We start from the raw sequence: 17,283 nt of genomic DNA, 5'->3' as shown, positions 1-17,283 counted from the left end.
CAAGACGGCTTTTGCTATCGCATTATTCGGACAATACAGGTTGCGTTTCAAGAACCATGTAATCCCCGAAGGCCGACGCCCGTTCACCGGCATGGTTAATCATACCGCGCAGAACGCGCACGGCCGCAGGCGAGGTTACGGGCACAAAGTGATTGTAGCCCTCCCCATCGGCAAGGGCAGTAAAATCAACGACCTTCACGTTCAGGCCTTTCACCTTGTCCGGCCCGTCGACAAGGCCCAATCGCTGCTTGCGGCCTGTAATAAAACCGGCGATCGAAAGCGCCCGGTCCTGCCGCGATGTGAAAATCAAGAAAGGTTGCGGCAAGGGACCAATAGCTTCGGCCTGACGGCGAAACAGGTCAGGGTCTATGTCGGGCGACATCAAAACCACCCCGCTGATCCGCGACAAGATATCGGTATCGCCGCGCAACGCCGCCTGACGAAGCGACTCCATCACAAGGTGTGACCCCATGGAATGGGCAAGAAGGAACACACGCTCACCAGGGGCCGAGGTCAGACCGTCAAGCATCTCGACAAAATCATCGCGCGAAAACAGCACGCTATCGCGATCATAGGCATAGCCCCTAGGGTCACCTGCCGAAAGCCATGAAAAAAGGACAGTCGGCATGGTGATATCGAAATCGGCGCGGATTTGCGCCATCCGGTACATGCCATCGGACAGGGTGTTGTTATAGCCATGGACAAAGACCAGCGTTTCCCCACCCGCACGGGCTTTGCGCACCGCGCGCAGCATCTGGGATTGATCGCGTAGAACATGCGTATCGGCGACAACGAAATCGGTTGCGGCATCGGGGGTTTCGCCGGGCCACTCCACCTTACCTGTCTCATGCGTGGGCGGAATGGAGATATCTGCCTTGAAGAAATTCATGCCACGCGGGCGCTGCTCACCAAAGGCTTGCCCCGTCGCGGATAGCGACCGCGGGGTTGCCACGAAAATCTCTTCGATAGTGGCAGCCGGGTTGGGGGCCGCGCGCTTGGCCGTCTGTAGCGGCGCGCAGGCTGTCAAAAACCCCACGGCGACGAACAAGGACACCCGCCCGAAACGAAACGTCATGGCTTTAAGCACGGCACACTCCTAACACAGAAAAACTTCCCCCGTTCACACGGGGGAAGTTACTGCCATTTCACGGCAAGGCCAAGGTCAGGCAGACATGAGCATGCCTTTTTCCTGTGCCAAGCTGCGCATGCGCTTTTGCAGTTTCTCGAATGCGCGCACTTCGATCTGCCGAATACGTTCGCGGCTGACGTCATATTGCCCGCTCAAGTCCTCAAGCGTGACGGGTTTGTCACCCAGACGGCGTTGCGTCAGGATATCCTTTTCGCGATCGTTCAAGACATCCATGGCTTCCGCCAACAATTCGCGCCGCGCATCAAGTTCGTCACGCTTTTCATAGTCGCTGGCCTGATCGGCGGATTCGTCCTCCAACCAGTCCTGCCACTCCATGCTACCTTCGCCTTCGGTGCCCACTTGCGCGTTGAGCGATGCATCCCCGCCCGACATGCGGCGGTTCATCGAAATGACCTCATCCTCGGTCACGCCCAGATCATGCGCGATCTGCTTGACGTTCTCGGGGCGCAGGTCGCCATCCTCAAGCGCGCCGATGCGCGCCTTGGCCTTGCGCAGGTTGAAAAACAGCTTTTTCTGGGCGCTCGTGGTGCCAAGCTTCACCATCGACCAGCTGCGCAGGATATATTCCTGAATGCTGGCGCGGATCCACCACATGGCATAGGTGGCGAGGCGGAAGCCCTTTTCAGGGTCAAACCGTTTGACAGCCTGCATCAGGCCCACGTTCGCCTCTGAAATCACCTCGGCCTGCGGAAGGCCATAGCCACGGTAGCCCATGGCGATTTTCGCCGCGAGGCGCAGGTGGCTGGTGACCATCTTATGGGCCGCTTCGGTGTCTTGTTCCTCGGCCCAGCGTTTGGCCAGCATGTATTCCTCTTCTGGCTCCAGAAGAGGAAACTTGCGGATTTCCTGCAAATAACGGTTTAGCCCGCCTTCGGGTGACGGCGCCGGAAGATTTGCGTAATTACTCAAGCCTCTGTCCCTCCAATGTTTAGGGCCTTAACATGAATATGGGCCCGTTTATTAAGGTTTCAAGGGTGATGCACCCTTGATCTTATCCCAACATGAAGATGGATTCGTTGTTTTACGACAATTGTGTCAGCGCGCTCACGCACCTGTGCTGTGCATGTCAATCAACTGCGCAAAAGTGTTATCAAATTGTCGATATCTGGGGGCATTGGCGACTCGAAGCGTAAATTTTCACCGCTGACCGGATGCCGAAAACCCAATGTGGCCGCGTGCAGAGCTTGCCGCGGAAAGGCCCGCAGGGCTTCGGTGGCTGCCTCGGACAAAACACGCGCAGGCAGTTTGCGCCGACCGCCATACACCGGATCGCCGACAAGCCCATGGCCCGCATGCGCCATGTGCACGCGAATCTGGTGCGTTCGGCCGGTTTCCAGCCAACATTCCATCAATGATATGGCAGGCGGCACGCCGAAGGTTTCGACAATCCGCGCCCGCGTCACCGCGTGCCGCCCGCCTTGGAAAAGAACCGCTTGCTTTTGACGGTCGGTCTTGTGGCGGGCCAATTGCGTGGTGATCCGCATGATGTTGCCCGTCTCGAAGCTAACGCCCTTGACGCCCCGCAGGCGCGGATCACCGGCATCCGGCACGCCGTGCACAAGTGCCCGGTAATGGCGCTCGACGGTGTGTTTCTCAAACTGCGAGGCAAGGCCGTGATGCGCCCGATCGCTTTTGGCAACCACCAGTAACCCACTGGTATCCTTATCAATTCTATGTACGATACCGGGGCGCCGTTCACCGCCGACACCCGAAAGGCTATCGCCACAATGCGCCAAAAGTGCATTGACCAAGGTACCGTCCGGCGTGCCGGGTGCAGGGTGGACAACCATACCTGCGGGTTTGTCTATCACGATCAGGTCGTCGTCTTCGTGGACCACTGCCAGCGGAATATCCTGCGCTACGATATGGCTTTCACTGGCCTCCGGCATGGTGATCTCGACCAGATCGCCCTCACCCACTTTGCCTTTCGGGTCGCTGACCACCGTGCCATTCACCGTAACCGCCCCTTCCGACAACAGCCGCCCCAGCCGGGTGCGCGACAGGCTGGCCGCCTCTGGCGCATCGCGCGTCAAAGCCTTATCAAGGCGCGCAGGCGGATCGGCGGCGATCCGGAAGGACAATTGAGTGGATGACATGAGCGACAGCCCCGAGCCTCAGCCGATCGACGAAGGCCTGTTACGTTTCCTGAAACTGCTGGTCACGGTATTGACCGGCGTGATGATCGTGGGCGTTGTAGTGGTGATCTTTCTGCTTGTCACGCGCTTCACGGCGGATACCCCTGCCCTGCCCGATGAAATCGCCCTGCCCGATGGGGCCACGGCCACGGCATTTACTCAAGGAGATCAATGGTTTGCCGTTGTCACCAATGACAACCGCATCCTGATATACGACCGCGTCACGGGGCAGTTGAAGCAGACCGTCACGGTTGACCAATCACCTTGAAAGAGATGGTACCGCCTCCCCGGCTCGAACGGGGGACCTCTTGATCCACAATCAAGCGCTCTAACCTACTGAGCTAAGGCGGCACTGGAGGGCCGTTTAACTATGCGGGGCCGCGATTGCAAGCCTCTTCGCGCGGGAAATCACGGCTTTCTTGGCCGGGGGCATGCGCTTGCGTTTACGCGGCTGTCGGCCATTGCCGCTTGTATTCCAAGGCAATCGGGTTTACCTGCATTGTCCGGTTTTCAGGAGGCCAAAATGGGCATTAACGACGAACGCGACATCGAGGCGAATTTGCAGATCGGCCCGACGGATCAAGGCATGGTGCGCCTGTTCGTGGCCGCGGAAGGCCTTGAAATCCCAATGGATTTTGAGCCTGACGAGGCCCGCGAGATTGCCGAGGAACTGATGGCCGCGGCAAAGGCCGCAGAGCGTAAGAACGGCTGATGGTTAAAGCCTTTCGTCTTTCACCTGGGCCACCGGCGAAAGGCGGAACGCGTGCAACGATTGGGGTTTGGGCTGCATTTCGCGAAGATCTGTGAGCCAGGTTTTTCGCAAAATGCTTTAGCTGTGGCGCCCTCCCGGCCCGATGAGTTCGAATTCGGTGATCTCGAACTCGTAATAGCCTGATAAATCGCCCTTTTCGGCACGGGCGATCAGCCGTCCCTCGGCGTTGTGAAACACGGCATGTACGGTTTGAATGGCCCGGTAGCACCAATCGCCATCGGGATAATAGAACTTCACCATCATGATTTTTTCCTTTTATTTCTAAAGCTTAGGATTAACCACCCCGTGCAGCCTAAGCGCCGCGTGCCGCGCGAAACGGCGGGTCAGCGCAGAGCGGCGGGCGGCAGGCAGTTTGCTTTCCGGCCCCATCCGCAGGATTTCGGCGTCATAGGCATCGGCAAGGATAAGCCCGGTGCCCTCGGGCAGGTACTCAAGCGGAAAGCCCTCGTCCACGGCCCAGAAATACCGGTCGCACCATTCAAGATAGCCCTGCCATTTCGCGTCCGCGCGAAAATCGGCCAGCCCCGATTTGCATTCGATCACCCATATCTCGCCCTTGGGGCCAAGTGCCATCACATCGACGCGCTTGCCCCGTTCGGGTGTAAATTCTTCAATAGAAACAAAGTCATGGCTAAGCAGATGGCGACATACGCCACGCGCCAAACGCTGACCGGGCAGCAGGGTATCGAGGGGTTTCGGTTCCATAAGGACAATTATGAACAAAAGGTGAACTTATGCAAGCCTGCGTGTCCCCCTTGTCGGATCGCCGCAAAAGGCCTAGGTGCAGGGTGTGGCGGGTGCTGCCCTTCCCGTGAACGGTTGCATTCCGGTGGCCTTAAGCAATTCCGAGGGAGCTGGCTCTGTCCTGGTCCTGGCCTGGTTACCTGGCGCCCACCTGTACAAACAGGTCCTCGGGAATGAGATAACCAAACGGTCGCGTGCGGGCCCGTCACACCCGATTATAAAACGTACGAGTCGTACGTTTTGTACGCGAGTTTCGTACGAAAATCGTGGGAGCGAAACTGACCTTCGTACGACTCGTACGAAATTTCATGATTTCGGATAGATGGTCGGTTCAGCCCTTGGACCAGAAATCGCGCCCGCCCTCATCGGTGCGCACCGGGATCGTGGCATGTTCGCGCCGGAAGGCGTGCTGCCCCAGACCGCCATGATGATCATCGTCGTCGTCATCCTTGAGGCGCATGACGGCGATGCCGAATTGTACGCCAGCGAAAATGATGCCGTTCGAAATCCAGAGGATCAGCACGGCAAGCCAGCCTTTGTCGGAGGTCGAGATGAGATGCCAGAGGTTCGCGATATTGAACCAGAGCAGAAGCCCGACGAAAACCGCAGCGATTCCGAAGCCGATGGCGACGTTCACGATGTAGAGGCGGATCAGTTTGGGCATGAGGGAATCCCTTCTGCTTTGTCTATCACCAAGTGTAACACATTTGGAACGCCTCTCAAGGGGATGGGCGGGGATTGGCCGATAAGTCGCAGCGCGCGGGGCACTCATACATCCTTAACCCTTGCAGGCTAACCCGGGATATGCCCGACACGGCGCGCCGCCGCACAATACCAATGAAGGAGAGAGCCCAACGAGAGACTTTTGAACATGACACATCGCGCCCCTGGGCGAACCGCCAGCGATGCCGGGCTGGAAACAGGCGGCGCGTTCACGGCACAGCGTCGTACCGAAAGCACCCACCCTGCCCGGACATCGCCTCTGGTCAAGGGGGGCGGGCTGCGCTATCCCGCGCGCTGAAAGATGAAGGGAAGGCCCGATGTCAGAAAGTCAGCCATTCGAAAAGCCCGGCCCCGTGGAAGAGGGGCTTCGCGGGGCGATTTCCCCCACCGAGGAGATCATCGCCGCCGCGCGGGCGGGCGAGATGTTCATCCTGGTCGATCACGAAGACCGCGAGAACGAAGGCGATCTGGTGATCGCGGCGGAATTTGCCACGCCCGAGGCGGTGAACTTCATGGCCATGCATGGCCGGGGGTTGATCTGCCTGCCGATGACGGCCGAGCGGATCGGGCAGTTGGGCCTGCCGATGATGGCAGTGAACAACTCCTCGCGGATGGAAACCGCCTTTACCGTGTCGATCGAGGCGCGCGAGGGGGTGACCACGGGGATTTCCGCGGGCGACCGGGCGCATACCATCGAGGTGGCGATCAACGAACAGAACACCGCGGCCGAGATTGCCACGCCGGGGCATGTGTTCCCGCTGCGCGCACGCAACGGAGGGGTTCTGGTTCGCGCGGGGCACACCGAGGCGGCGGTTGATATCGCCCGGCTGGCCGGCTGCAAGCCCGCCGGTGTGATCTGCGAGATCATGAAGGAAGACGGCACGATGGCGCGTCTGCCCGACCTCGTGGAATTCGCCAAGCAGCACGGCATGAAGATCGGCACCATTTCCGACCTCATCGCCTATCGCCACAAGCATGATAACCTTGTGCGCGAAGTGCGCCGCGAAACCGTCCATTCCAGCCACGGAGGCGATTGGGAAATGCGCCTTTTCGCCGATCAGATCAGCGGCACGGAACACGTTGTTCTGGTCAAGGGCGATATCGAGGATGGCAAGCCGGTGCTGGCCCGCGCCCACGCCTTGAATGTGCTGGAGGATGTGCTGGGTATCGGCCTGTCGGAAGAGGCGGGCGCACAGGCCGGGAAACTGTCCCGGGCGATGGATATCATCGGCGAGGAAGGACGCGGCGCGGTATTCCTGTTTCGTCAACCCCGGCCCAGCCTTGCAAGCGAGATGGAAGAGGATGAAGGCCCGCGCACCGTCAAGCATACCGGGCTTGGGGCGCAGATCATGTCGACCATGGGGTTGCACGAGTTGATCCTGCTGACCGACAGCCCCGATACCCGCTACCTGGGCCTTGATGCCTATGGCATTTCGATCACCGGCACCCGCCCCATTTCGAAAGGATAATCCCATGGCCGATAGCGAATACACCCTGCCCCGTCCCGAGTTTGACAGCCCCGTGAAACTCCTGATCGTCGTCGCGCCCTTCTACCGCGACATCGCCGATATGCTGATCGAAGGGGCGCAGGCCGAGATCGAGGCCGCGGGCGGCACATCCGAGGTGATCGAGGTGCCCGGCGCATTGGAAATCCCCACCGCCATCGGCATGGCCGAGCGGCTGAGCAATTATGACGGGTACGTCGGTTTGGGTTGCGTCATTCGTGGCGAGACCACGCATTATGAAACCGTCTGCAACGACAGTTCGCGGGGCATCACCTTGTTGGGCCTTCAGGGGCTTTGCATCGGCAATGGCATCCTGACCGTCGAGAACCGTGAACAGGCCCTGGCCCGCGCTGACAGCACCCGGATGAACAAGGGCGGCGGCGCCGCCGCTGCGGCCTTGCATCTTATTGCGCTCGCCCGTAAGTGGGGCGGCCAGCGGTCCGGCGTGGGGTTCAAACCCGCCCGTGACGAATACCGGCTGGCCGGTGATTTGAAGGATACCCCAACGGCATGAGCGACGCGCCCCAACCCCTGTCCGGCAACATGAAGCGCAAGATGCGCTCGACCTCGCGGCTCTATGCCGTGCAGGCGCTTTTCCAGATGGAGCATTCCGGCCAGACGGTCGAAAAGGTGATTCACGAGTTCGAGGATCACCGTTTCGGCGCCCATTACGACGAGGGCGACATGGCCGAGGGCGACCAGGTGCTTTTTGAACGCCTGATGCGCGACGCGGTGAACTGGCAATCCAGCATCGACCAGATGACCGACCGGGCGCTGGTGGCCAAATGGCCGATTGCCAGGATCGACCCCACGCTAAGGGCGCTGTTCCGGGCCGCCGGCGCGGAACTCACGCAATCCGACACACCGCCCAAGGTGGTGATCATGGAATTCGTGGATATCGCCAAAAGCTTCTACCCCGAGGGGCGCGAGCCCAAGTTCGTCAACGCCGTGCTGGACCACATGGCGCGCGAGGCAAGGCCCGAGGCGTTCTGAGCGGTGAGGGCATCGCCCCGTAAGAATTCTGGGGTCGGCGGAATGAGCTGGGTGGCGGGTTTGAGCCCCTGTTGAACATGCATCATGAGCCGCGCATTGAAGGGCCGCGGTGCGGCGATGCAACCGATGGGCTACAGCGCTTTATCTGAGACACTGGCGCGAAACCTTCATTCTGAGCGCCCAGTTCAACCCAATCGCCGTGCCGTGGGGGCGGCCCGGCGATGCGCGGCGGCGCGTGCCGCGCCTTGATTCCGCGCAGGGCGCTCATTAGCAGCTCCGTCCTGCAAAGCCGCCCTCAAGCGCGCACAGCTTGCCCTGTCACCTGCTCCAGCGCCTGCAACACCAAATCTGTCCCCGCCCCATCGCGCGTGGCGCCCTCGGACAGCACCCGCCGCCAGCCGCGTGCGCCGGGGCGGCCCGCGAAGAGGCCCAGCATGTGGCGGGTGATCTGGTGCAGCTTGCCCCCTTGGGCAAGGTGGGTCTCGATATAGGGAAGCATGGCGTGCACCACGGCCTCGGGGCTGTCGTGCGGAGGTGTTTCGCCAAAGATCACGCGGTCGGCCTGGCCCAGCACATCCCATGGCTGGTGATAGGCGGCGCGACCGTACATCATGCCGTCAAACCCCGCCTCCAGCCATTCACTGGCCTGATCGAGGGTGGAAAGCCCGCCATTGAGGCTGAGGTGCAGGGCCGGGAACAGGCCCGTCATGCGCAAGGCAAGGTCATAATCCAGCGGCGGGATATCGCGGTTTTCCTTGGGGCTGAGGCCCTGAAGCCATGCCTTGCGGGCGTGGATCGTCATGCGCCCCACCCCGGCGGCGGCCACGCGTGACAGGAATTCGGGCAGCACCTCTTCGGGGTCTTGGTCGTCCACGCCGATCCGGCATTTGACGGTCACCTCGCGCGGCTGCGCTTCGATCATCGCCGCGCAACACTCGGCCACAAGCCCGGGGTCTTTCATCAAGACCGCGCCGAAGGTGCCCGATTGCACCCGGTCCGAGGGGCAGCCGCAATTGAGGTTGATCTCGTCGTACCCCGCCTCGGCCCCCAAGCGCGCGGCCTGTGCCAGTTCCGCAGGGTCCGACCCGCCCAGTTGCAGGGCGACGGGATGTTCGGCGTGGTGATGATCCAAAAGATGAGTGGCCCCCCCGCGCACCAGCGCGGGCGCTGTCACCATCTCGGTATAAAGCAACGCATGCCGCGACATCAGCCGGTGCAGATACCGGCAATGGCGGTCGGTCCAATCCATCATCGGGGCGACGGACAGGCGCGCGGCCGTTGATAAATCTTGTTTTTTATTTTTATCAATCACTTACAGCCACCCACAGCTTGTCTTGTTTCCGCTCATTATGGACCAAACCCGACGATTTTGGCACTGGATTTGGTCCCGTAAACCAAACTGTGAAACCATCATGGGCCTGATCACCACACGCAAACGCAAGGATGAAAGTCACGGCTACAGGGCACGTGTACGAATAATGCGCGAGGGCAGCGTCTATCACGAGGCAAAGACTTTTGACAAATGCCAGCTTCGGCCACCTGGATAAAGAAGCGTGAGAAAGAGCCTGCCAAGTCTGGTGCGCTGGAAGCGCTGAACATTTCCGACCCTCTGCCATCCAAAGCGATCAGGCGCTACACCGAAAAGACCATGAAGAAAATCGGCCACACGAAGGCGCAGGTCCCCAGGACCATAGCCACTTACCCGATTGCCTATCTGCCGTGCCACTGGAACGGCACCGAGTGGCCGCTCTCTGCAAACCGCCGCTCGAAATCCTGCGCGACATCTTCCACCGTGATCGCGGCGAATTGCGACAGCAGCCGCGCCTCGGCCTCTGCCAGCGTCGCGTCCAGCCGCGCGTCGACCGCCTGTTCAACGAGGCAGGACGAGTGATCCGCCTGTGGCCCGATGTTGAACAGCGGCGGGTGGCCGACCGCTTCGTAGATATCGCGCAGGCTGATCTTGGCCAGCGGGCAAGCCAGTTGCCAACCGCCGCCATGGCCCTTTTCCGACGTCACGATTCCCCGTTCGCGCAGCCCCGCCATCATTCGGCGCACCACCACCGCATTGGTCGAGATCATCTGCGCGATCTGTTCCGAGGTGGCACGCCCGACGTGCCGGTCCATATGGATCAACACGTGCAACATGCGGGACATGCGAAGATCGCGCGCCATTGGATTTCCTTTCCTTGTCTGTCCGGGCTTCTTAGCAGCGCTCAAGTAACAATGAAAGTTTCGTGTCTTGAAGATGTGCGGCGAATCACGTAACTTTTAGTGATACATTAAGGGAAACCACCATGAATCACGATGTTATCGTCATCGGCGGGAGCTTTGCCGGGCTCGCCGCCGCAATGCAGCTTGCCCGCGCCCGCAGAAGCGTTTGCGTGCTCGACACCGGCGCACCCCGCAACCGCTTTGCCGCCGCCTCGCACGGGTTTCCCGGGCAGGACGGGCGCCCCCCGCAGGCCATCCGCGCCGCGCTTAGACGCGAACTTTCGGCCTATCCCACCCTGTCCTTTCGGGACGGTGCAGGAGCTTCGGCTATGCGCGAGGGAGAGGGATTTCGGGTGACATTGGCAGAGGGCGGAGACATCACCGCGCGGCGACTGGTGCTGGCCTTCGGCGTCCGCGACAGCCTGCCCGACCTGCCGGGAGTGACCGAACGCTGGGGGAGCACCGTGCTGCATTGTCCCTACTGCCATGGCTACGAATTGAACGGCGGGCCGGTCGGCGTTCTGGCGCGCGGCGAAGCGGCGCTACATCAGGGGATGCTGCTGCCGGACTGGGGGCCGACCACGCTTTTCACGCAAGGCGTGCTTTCCCTCTCGGCCGAGCAGCGGCAAAGCCTGACTGGCCGGGGCGTCATGATCGAGGAAACGCCTGTCGCAGAACTGTTCGGCACGGCCCCGGCACTCGACGGTGTGCGCTTGGAGGACGGGCGCGAGATCGCGGCGGCGGGACTCTTCCTTGCCCCTGACACCGCGCCGGCCAGCGATCTGGCTGCGCAACTCGGCTGCACCATGAAGGACGGGCCGACCGGCCCCTATGTAGCCGTCGACCCGATGCAGGCCACCAGTCAGCCCGGCGTCTTCGCCGCTGGCGACCTCGCCAGTCCCATGGCCAATGCCACGATCGCCGCAGCGGCGGGTGTCATGGCAGGCAATTCCGCGCATCGTTCGCTGATCTTTGACCCCGCCCTCACCGCAACGGCCTGAGGAGTACCACGATGCAACAGGCCCCCCGAGACTTCTGGAACGACCGCTACCGCGAGAAACCCGGCGAAACCTCCGGCAAACCCGGCCTCGTCCTTTCCCAGTTCGCCGGCCCGCTGGAGCCGGGGAAGGCGCTGGAACTGGGTTGCGGCCGGGGCGACGATGCGCTCTGGCTGGCCCGGCAGGGCTGGCAGGTGACGGCGGTGGACGTGTCCGCCGTGGCGCTTGGATACGCGTCTGACAGTGCCATCCGCGCCGGACTGGCCGGGCGGGTTCAGTTCGAAGAGCACGATCTGGCCGAAACTTTTCCGACCGGCATGTACGACCTTGTCGTGGCCAGCTTCCTGCAATCACCGCGAGACTGGCCGCGCGCGCATGTGCTGGCTCGGGCGGCAGGCGCGGTGTCCGTGGGCGGGCATCTTCTGATCACCGAACACGCATCGCGCCAGTCGGGGTCCGAGGCGGCGGAGGACACGGTCCATCCACGCGCCGAGGAAACGCTGTCCTCCCTTGACCTTGCCCCGCGTCACTGGCGGCGGCTGTGCGTCTGTGCCATCGCGCGCATCGGCACTCGAACCGAGGTGCGGGGCGAAACGGTCGAGGACAACGTGATCTTCCTGGAACGGACGGGCTAAGAGGGGTATCAGTCAGTGCCCCTTTTCCCGCGCCGAACGCACCCCGCCCTCACGCCCAGGGCGGGGTGACGTTGACGCCACCGCCGGACAGAATCTGCGGGGGCAGGCCCGCTAACCGTATCGACATACCGCGCGGCATCAATTATCTATAATTTATGAAGCATAGCCCCGAAGAGACCCAATCCACCCGCATTGCCCGCATCCTCGCCGACCGCATCATCTCGGGCGAAATTCCGCCCGGCGCACGGCTGCGGCAGGATCATATCGCCTCGGAATTCGGTGCCAGCCACGTGCCCGTGCGCGAGGCCTTTCGCGCGTTACAGACGCAAGGTCTGGCCGAGAGCGAGCCTCGACGCGGCTTTCGTGTTACCGAGTTCGATATTGCCGAATTGCGCGAGGTGGCCGAGATGCGCTCAAGCCTCGAAAGCCTCGCGCTGCGCCACGCTGCGCCCAACATGACGCACAGGATTCTTCAGGAGGCGGAGGAAGTTACGCGGCGCGGCGACAGCGCCAGCACGGTCCGCGACTGGGAAGAAGCGAACCGTCACTTCCACCGATTGATCCTTACCCCCTGCCGGATGCCCCGGCTTTTGCGAACCATCGACGATCTTCAGGCGGCAAGTGCGCGTTTTCTCTTTGCCGCGTGGCGACGCGACTGGGAGGCGCGCACCGATCACGATCACCGCGCCATCCTTGACGCGCTGCGCAGGGGGCATACCGATCTTGCCTGCACCACGCTTGCACGCCATGTCGGTTGGATCGGAAAACGTAAAACTGCTGTAAAAAACGCTGTCTCAAGAGAGACTTACGAGATTCCTGGATAATTATCTATAATCCTGATTGCCAACACCCGACCTGACCTTCCTAATTATAGATAGATTCGACACCTATCTTCGAAGGAAAGACAAATGGCATTTCTCGACCCATCCCTGCCCCGCCCCGCAGCGCTCTGGCGCGGCATCGCGCTCGTGCTTGGTGGCGCCCTGCTGATAACGATTGGCGCCAAGGTGCAGATCCCGTTCTGGCCGGTCCCGATGACGCTTCACACGCTGGCCGTGTTCTTTCTCGCCGCCGCGCTCGGACCGAGGCTTGGTTTCGCGGCGATGGCAACCTATCTGGCCGCTGGTGCAATGGGCCTGCCGGTCTTTTCCAATGCACCGGAACGCGGCATCGGGCTTGCCTATCTCGTTGGGCCGACGGGCGGTTACCTCGCGGGATATCTGCTCTCGACATTGGTCATCGGTTGGCTGTCGCGCAATCGGGGGTGGATAGATCAGGCGCTGGCGATGCTCGCCGGCCTTGCCATCGTCTATGCCGTCGGCCTGCTCTGGCTGACCGCTTTCGTCCCGCTCCCCGGCCTGATCGCCGCAGGGTTCACGCCATTCATCCTTGGCGATCTGCTCAAGCTCGCCCTGGCCAGCGGCCTGAACGCGGCGATCACCCGCCTGAAGGGGCGCACACAATGATCCGGACCGACTGGACCATGGAAGAAGCACGGGCGGTTCACGCCCTGCCTTTTCCCGACCTGTTGCACCGCGCCCAGACGCTGCACCGCGCCCATTTCGACCCGACCACGATCGAGACCGCGAGCCTGCTCAGCATCAAGACCGGCGGCTGCCCCGAAGATTGCGGCTATTGCTCGCAATCCGCCCATCACGACACGGGCGTAAAGGCCACCAAGCTGATGGAAACGGAGGAGCTTCTGACCGCCGCCAAGCGCGCCAAGGCCGCCGGGGCGCAAAGGTTCTGCATGGGCGCCGCCTGGCGCAGCCCCAAGGACCGCGACATGGACAAGCTTTGCGACATGGTGCAGGGCGTGTCGGATTTGGGGCTGGAAACCTGCATGACGCTGGGGATGCTCTCGCCCGGGCAGGTCGCGCGCCTGAAGGCGGCGGGGCTGGATTTCTACAACCACAACATCGACACCTCGCCCGAGTATTACGCGCAGATCGCCAGCACCCGCACGATGGAAGACCGGCTCGACACGGTCGAGCAGGTCCGCAAGGGCGGCATCAAGGTCTGCTGTGGTGGTATCCTTGGCATGGGCGAGGCCGAGGAGGACCGCATCGCCATGCTGGTGACGCTGGCGACCCTCCCCGCGCATCCCGACAGCGTGCCGGTGAACCTGTGGAACGAGGTCGAGGGCGTGCCCGTGCAGGGCCGCGCGCAGGCCGTCGACCCCTTCGCGCTGGTGCGCATGGTGGCGCTGGCCCGCATCCTGATGCCGGCCTCGGTCGTGCGCCTGTCGGCCGGGCGCACGGGGATGAGCGACGAGGTGCAGGCGCTTTGCTTTCTTGCGGGCGCAAACTCGATCTTCGTGGGCGACCAGCTTCTGACCACCGGCAACCCGGCGGCATGGAAGGACGCGGACCTGCTGATCCGGCTCGGGATGCACATCGCCCCGGCGAAGGCCCCCGCCCGGGTCGCCGTGGAATAGACTCGGCCCCGGCAAGGATCTCCGCTGCCGGGTCAATCTGCCTTTGATTCGGCCGGAACAGCAGCGCATCCACGGTACGGCGCGGGCCCCGCCGCGAAGAGCAACGTCGCGAAAAGCGGTGATCGAGACATTCCGGCCATCCTAGGGCGCATAACGGAAGGGATCATCCCGATTTCCGCAACTGGAACTTTCGAAACATTCGCTATTGGGAACTGAAGCGGTGGCCTAGTATGTGCGTGTCTAGGTACGGCACGTTGCATGGCGCATTTCCACCTACCCACGTAGTGAACAGGTCCTGCCCCGGAGAAATCAATGAAAATTCTGAAATACGCAGGACTTCTGATCGCTATCTCGTGCCTGGCACTCCTGGGCTATGGCGGCATGGGATGTTGGGCAGCACTGCCTGATGCCGAAGTCTTGGGTGCCCGCACGGATGAGTTGATTTCTGGTCGCCGGGGCGGTGACTCCCTTGGCGTGCATCATCGCGACATTCTGATTGCTGTGGAAGGCCCGATCGCAGCACGCCACTACCACCGCTCTACGGAACGCCGCCACGAGCCCGCAACGCACAAGGTGAGAATTACCCGACATGACACAATCAATAGATGGTAGCGCCCAGGTGGCGGTCACGAATGGAGATTTTACGATCTCAACCGATGCCAGATTGATCGATGAAGCCTTTGTTACAGGTTTCCTGACGAACACCGCCTATTGGTCCCGGGGGGTCGCCCCGGACCTTATACGCACGGCGTTGAAGAATTCCGAACTGCTCGGCCTCTACGAGAAGACTGGACAGCAGATCGGCTTTGCCCGGATCGTCACCGACTTCGCCCTCTTTGCCTATCTGAGGGATGTGTTCGTCGACGAGGCGTACAGGGGGCGCGGCCTTGGCCTGTGGCTGACCGAGACCGCGCTGGCACATCCCCGCCTGCAAACCGTGCAGAACTGGATGCTGGCGACGGAAGATGCGCATGGCGTTTACGCGAAGGCCGGCTTTTACTCGTTGAAGCACCCCGACTGGTATATGCAGCGACCGGGCAAAGGCTTGACCGACAGCTAATCCAGCCGTCGTTCGGCAGGAAACGCGTGGCCTTGCGCCGCAAAGGTCGGCCCCCGTATCGCACTGCGCCTCACGCCAGAGCCAGAACATGCCGACCGCTTATTTACCGAAGGACCAGCGCAACGCCGACCGACAGCACGAGCATGATGGCGAATCCGATATTGAGTAAGCGCCCTAAGGCGGGATCTTCGAAAAACCGCGCGAAGGTACTTCCGAACGCAAGCCACGTTGTATTTACCGCCACAGCCACGAGCGCCAAAGCGGCAAATTTCAGGAGGGTGTCAAGAAAAAGGCGCTCGGGCGTGATCGAATACCCGGCATAGACGGCGCCAATCGCCGCGTAGGCCTTTGGGTTCGCTACCGCAAGGCCGAGGCCCGGTAGAAAAGTCCCGATGACAACACTTGAACGATCGCCGGCACCAGATGAAGTCCGCCCGACAGGTGCCGTCGCGATCTTCCAGGCGAGGTAAATAATATAGGCCAGCGCGGCAATGCGAACTCCCATTAGCAGCCATGGCTCGGAGGACATCGCTCCGGTCACCCCGGTCGCGATGATCATTACAACCAGGATGGTTCCGAGTATTATTCCCAAGAGATAAGGCAGGCAGTTCCGAAACCCGAATGCAGCCCCCAGACTCGCCAGGCTGATTGTGGCCGGCCCCGGGCTTCCCATGAGCGGCAGGGCGGCCGCGATGATTATCAGGGTATTTCCGATCATCTTGGTTTTGTCCCTTAAGCTCTTCTTCGACTGCCGCGGAATCGCGTCTTGCAGGAGAGCGTCCTCTTGAACGGTAGACTACGCGAGGCTATGACTTAAGAATATCAAATACATCGAAACTTAAAAATTCGAGAATCGGAACCAATGCCAAGCTTTGACATGGACGCGCTTCGGACGGTGGTCGTTGGCTCGGATCTGGGAAGCTTCGCGCGGGCGGCCGTTCAGCTGGGCCGCTCCCAATCCGCTGTCAGCATGCACCTCAAGAAGCTGGAGCAGCAGGCAGGCACAACGCTGTTCGTTCGCAAGGGGCGCGGCCTTGTGCCGACCGAAGCGGGCGAGGCCTTCATCGCCTATGCCCGGCGTATCGTCGCGCTGAACGACGAAGCCGCGCTCTCGGTTGGCGCGGCGGCAGGCGCGGCCTCCGTTCGGCTTGGCCTGCCACAGGATTTCTTCGATGACGTGATGCCGGCGACACTTGGTACGTTCGGACGGGACGTGGAAAACGTGCATGTCGACGTGCAGGCCGGGGAGAACCACCGGCTTGCCGAAGAGGTCCGTGCCGGGCGCATCGATGCCGCGATCGCCTTCTTCCGTACGGGCAGCCCGGCCGAAGGCGAAACGCTGTGTGACCTCCCCATGCGCTGGCTGGCGCATCGCGATCTGCTGGACAAGATCGTCGCCGATCCCCTGCCCCTGATCATGTTCAACCACCCCTGCCTGTTTCGCCAGGCCATGCTTGCAGCATTGGACCACAGCCAGACACGCTGGCGCGCCGCGCTCACCACGCCCAGCCTACCGGCCGTCTGGGCCGGCTTGCGCAGTGGTCTGGGCATCGCTGTGCGCACGGATCACGGCAGGCCGGAGGATATCGCCTGCGCCGGTGCAAACCTTGGCCTGCCGGATTTGCCGAATATCGAGGTGCGCTTGTTGCGGGCTCCGAACCTGTCGCGTTTTGCCGAAAGGCTTGCGCAAGTCCTGCGAGAAGAGACCCTCAAGCATCTGGACCCGGCAGGGTCTCAGCATGGGCGGCGTTGATTTCGGGCAGCATACTGATAGGGTGCAGAGCACCTAGGGGTGTCCCGACAAGGGGCTGAGATATCGCTGGCAGATGCAGCGCGGTGACCCTTTGAACCTGATCCGGATCATGCCGGCGAAGGGACAGGACCGCAATGCTTTCTTGCCCTTGCCGGCCTCAGCATAAG

The 17,283-nt window shown here is 61.6% G+C and carries 23 protein-coding genes, 1 tRNA gene and 1 riboswitch; of the genes, 14 read left to right on the top strand and 10 right to left on the bottom strand.

Features of this window, described 5'->3' with window-relative positions:
- Nucleotides 1-22 precede the first annotated feature (22 nt).
- The 3 genes from RBB32_RS10030 to RBB32_RS10020 all read right to left on the bottom strand — a co-directional run bounded on the left by RBB32_RS10030 (nucleotide 23) and on the right by RBB32_RS10020 (nucleotide 3,246).
- Complete coding sequence (locus RBB32_RS10030) at nucleotides 23-1,087, bottom strand: alpha/beta hydrolase (protein WP_306152568.1); 1,065 nt, start codon at nucleotides 1,085-1,087, stop codon at nucleotides 23-25.
- A 75-nt stretch (nucleotides 1,088-1,162) separates the two neighbouring features.
- Complete coding sequence (gene rpoH, locus RBB32_RS10025) at nucleotides 1,163-2,059, bottom strand: RNA polymerase sigma factor RpoH (protein ID WP_306152567.1); 897 nt, start codon at nucleotides 2,057-2,059, stop codon at nucleotides 1,163-1,165.
- 161 nt (nucleotides 2,060-2,220) lie between these two features.
- Entirely contained in the window at nucleotides 2,221-3,246 is a 1,026-nt protein-coding gene (locus RBB32_RS10020) for an RluA family pseudouridine synthase (RefSeq protein ID WP_306152566.1), read from the bottom strand.
- Between RBB32_RS10020 and RBB32_RS10015 the strand changes: the two genes are divergently transcribed.
- Complete coding sequence (locus tag RBB32_RS10015; protein ID WP_306152565.1) at nucleotides 3,245-3,553, top strand: DUF6476 family protein; 309 nt, start codon at nucleotides 3,245-3,247, stop codon at nucleotides 3,551-3,553. The two genes, RBB32_RS10020 and RBB32_RS10015, sit on opposite strands and share 2 nt — an antisense overlap.
- A gap of 6 nt (nucleotides 3,554-3,559) precedes the next feature.
- Here the strand turns inward: RBB32_RS10015 and RBB32_RS10010 are convergent.
- Nucleotides 3,560-3,636: transfer RNA gene (locus tag RBB32_RS10010), tRNA-His, on the bottom strand.
- Between the two features lie 172 nt (nucleotides 3,637-3,808).
- Between RBB32_RS10010 and RBB32_RS10005 the strand changes: the two genes are divergently transcribed.
- A complete protein-coding gene (locus RBB32_RS10005; RefSeq protein ID WP_306152564.1) occupies nucleotides 3,809-3,997 on the top strand; it encodes a DUF6324 family protein in 189 nt (62 codons plus the stop codon).
- 117 nt (nucleotides 3,998-4,114) lie between these two features.
- Here the strand turns inward: RBB32_RS10005 and RBB32_RS10000 are convergent, their stop codons facing one another.
- From RBB32_RS10000 to RBB32_RS09990, 3 genes are all read right to left on the bottom strand, one after another.
- Nucleotides 4,115-4,300: a hypothetical protein gene (locus tag RBB32_RS10000; RefSeq protein WP_306152563.1), complete on the bottom strand. Its 186-nt coding sequence runs from the start codon at nucleotides 4,298-4,300 to the stop codon at nucleotides 4,115-4,117.
- Nucleotides 4,301-4,318: 18 nt separating this feature from the next.
- Entirely contained in the window at nucleotides 4,319-4,762 is a 444-nt protein-coding gene (locus RBB32_RS09995; RefSeq protein WP_306152562.1) for an MmcB family DNA repair protein, read from the bottom strand.
- 370 nt (nucleotides 4,763-5,132) lie between these two features.
- Nucleotides 5,133-5,465, bottom strand: coding sequence for a hypothetical protein (locus RBB32_RS09990; protein WP_306152561.1), 333 nt, complete (start codon nucleotides 5,463-5,465; stop codon nucleotides 5,133-5,135).
- A 207-nt stretch (nucleotides 5,466-5,672) separates the two neighbouring features.
- Between RBB32_RS09990 and RBB32_RS09985 the strand changes: the two genes are divergently transcribed.
- The 4 genes from RBB32_RS09985 to nusB are packed head-to-tail and all read left to right on the top strand — an operon-like array spanning nucleotide 5,673 to nucleotide 8,022.
- Nucleotides 5,673-5,822 (top strand): hypothetical protein, encoded by a 150-nt coding sequence (locus tag RBB32_RS09985; protein WP_306152560.1) that lies wholly within the window; start codon nucleotides 5,673-5,675, stop codon nucleotides 5,820-5,822.
- A 19-nt stretch (nucleotides 5,823-5,841) separates the two neighbouring features.
- Nucleotides 5,842-6,993 carry a 3,4-dihydroxy-2-butanone-4-phosphate synthase gene (gene ribB, locus RBB32_RS09980; RefSeq protein WP_306152559.1) on the top strand — a complete coding sequence of 384 codons (1,152 nt, stop codon included), beginning with the start codon at nucleotides 5,842-5,844 and terminating at the stop codon, nucleotides 6,991-6,993.
- Between the two features lie 4 nt (nucleotides 6,994-6,997).
- Nucleotides 6,998-7,543 (top strand): 6,7-dimethyl-8-ribityllumazine synthase, encoded by a 546-nt coding sequence (locus RBB32_RS09975; RefSeq protein WP_306152558.1) that lies wholly within the window; start codon nucleotides 6,998-7,000, stop codon nucleotides 7,541-7,543.
- The gene (nusB, locus tag RBB32_RS09970; RefSeq protein ID WP_306152557.1) at nucleotides 7,540-8,022 is read left to right on the top strand and encodes a transcription antitermination factor NusB; all 483 of its coding nucleotides are present in this window, start codon (nucleotides 7,540-7,542) and stop codon (nucleotides 8,020-8,022) included. The genes RBB32_RS09975 and nusB overlap by 4 nt, the downstream gene beginning before the upstream one ends.
- 295 nt (nucleotides 8,023-8,317) lie before the next feature.
- Here nusB and dusA read toward each other — a convergent pair whose 3' ends face one another.
- Together dusA and RBB32_RS09960 are read right to left on the bottom strand one after the other, a co-directional pair.
- Entirely contained in the window at nucleotides 8,318-9,334 is a 1,017-nt protein-coding gene (dusA, locus tag RBB32_RS09965) for a tRNA dihydrouridine(20/20a) synthase DusA (RefSeq protein ID WP_371931043.1), read from the bottom strand.
- A 398-nt stretch (nucleotides 9,335-9,732) separates the two neighbouring features.
- Nucleotides 9,733-10,194 carry an Rrf2 family transcriptional regulator gene (locus RBB32_RS09960; protein WP_306152556.1) on the bottom strand — a complete coding sequence of 154 codons (462 nt, stop codon included), beginning with the start codon at nucleotides 10,192-10,194 and terminating at the stop codon, nucleotides 9,733-9,735.
- A 122-nt stretch (nucleotides 10,195-10,316) separates the two neighbouring features.
- On the opposite strand from RBB32_RS09960, the gene RBB32_RS09955 reads away from it, so the two are divergent.
- The 7 genes from RBB32_RS09955 to RBB32_RS09925 all read left to right on the top strand — a co-directional run bounded on the left by RBB32_RS09955 (nucleotide 10,317) and on the right by RBB32_RS09925 (nucleotide 15,363).
- Nucleotides 10,317-11,234: an NAD(P)/FAD-dependent oxidoreductase gene (locus RBB32_RS09955; RefSeq protein ID WP_306152555.1), complete on the top strand. Its 918-nt coding sequence runs from the start codon at nucleotides 10,317-10,319 to the stop codon at nucleotides 11,232-11,234.
- Between the two features lie 11 nt (nucleotides 11,235-11,245).
- Nucleotides 11,246-11,866 carry a cyclopropane-fatty-acyl-phospholipid synthase family protein gene (locus RBB32_RS09950; RefSeq protein WP_306152554.1) on the top strand — a complete coding sequence of 207 codons (621 nt, stop codon included), beginning with the start codon at nucleotides 11,246-11,248 and terminating at the stop codon, nucleotides 11,864-11,866.
- A gap of 155 nt (nucleotides 11,867-12,021) precedes the next feature.
- Complete coding sequence (locus RBB32_RS09945) at nucleotides 12,022-12,690, top strand: GntR family transcriptional regulator (RefSeq protein ID WP_306152553.1); 669 nt, start codon at nucleotides 12,022-12,024, stop codon at nucleotides 12,688-12,690.
- Between the two features lie 84 nt (nucleotides 12,691-12,774).
- Nucleotides 12,775-13,332, top strand: a complete 558-nt coding sequence (locus RBB32_RS09940) for a biotin transporter BioY (protein WP_306152552.1) — start codon at nucleotides 12,775-12,777, stop codon at nucleotides 13,330-13,332.
- On the top strand, nucleotides 13,329-14,303 hold the full coding sequence (gene bioB / locus RBB32_RS09935; protein WP_306152551.1) for a biotin synthase BioB: 975 nt from the start codon (nucleotides 13,329-13,331) through the stop codon (nucleotides 14,301-14,303). The genes RBB32_RS09940 and bioB overlap by 4 nt, the downstream gene beginning before the upstream one ends.
- 312 nt (nucleotides 14,304-14,615) lie before the next feature.
- Nucleotides 14,616-14,915, top strand: a complete 300-nt coding sequence (locus RBB32_RS09930; protein ID WP_306152550.1) for a hypothetical protein — start codon at nucleotides 14,616-14,618, stop codon at nucleotides 14,913-14,915.
- Nucleotides 14,916-14,967: 52 nt separating this feature from the next.
- Complete coding sequence (locus RBB32_RS09925; RefSeq protein WP_306152549.1) at nucleotides 14,968-15,363, top strand: GNAT family N-acetyltransferase; 396 nt, start codon at nucleotides 14,968-14,970, stop codon at nucleotides 15,361-15,363.
- A 103-nt stretch (nucleotides 15,364-15,466) separates the two neighbouring features.
- Here the strand turns inward: RBB32_RS09925 and RBB32_RS09920 are convergent, their stop codons facing one another.
- Nucleotides 15,467-16,081 carry a LysE family translocator gene (locus tag RBB32_RS09920; protein WP_306152548.1) on the bottom strand — a complete coding sequence of 205 codons (615 nt, stop codon included), beginning with the start codon at nucleotides 16,079-16,081 and terminating at the stop codon, nucleotides 15,467-15,469.
- Nucleotides 16,082-16,225: 144 nt separating this feature from the next.
- Here RBB32_RS09920 and RBB32_RS09915 point away from each other — a divergent pair, with 144 nt between their 5' ends.
- Nucleotides 16,226-17,116, top strand: a complete 891-nt coding sequence (locus tag RBB32_RS09915) for a LysR substrate-binding domain-containing protein (protein ID WP_306152547.1) — start codon at nucleotides 16,226-16,228, stop codon at nucleotides 17,114-17,116.
- Between the two features lie 25 nt (nucleotides 17,117-17,141).
- A riboswitch (TPP riboswitch) is annotated at nucleotides 17,142-17,258 on the top strand.
- Nucleotides 17,259-17,283 lie beyond the last annotated feature (25 nt).

The sequence above is a fragment of the Roseovarius sp. MMSF_3281 genome, from assembly GCF_030733685.1.
GTDB lineage: Bacteria > Pseudomonadota > Alphaproteobacteria > Rhodobacterales > Rhodobacteraceae > Roseovarius.
Note: the sequence above shows the minus strand (reverse complement) of the source record. Positions and strands in the feature narration are given on the sequence as shown.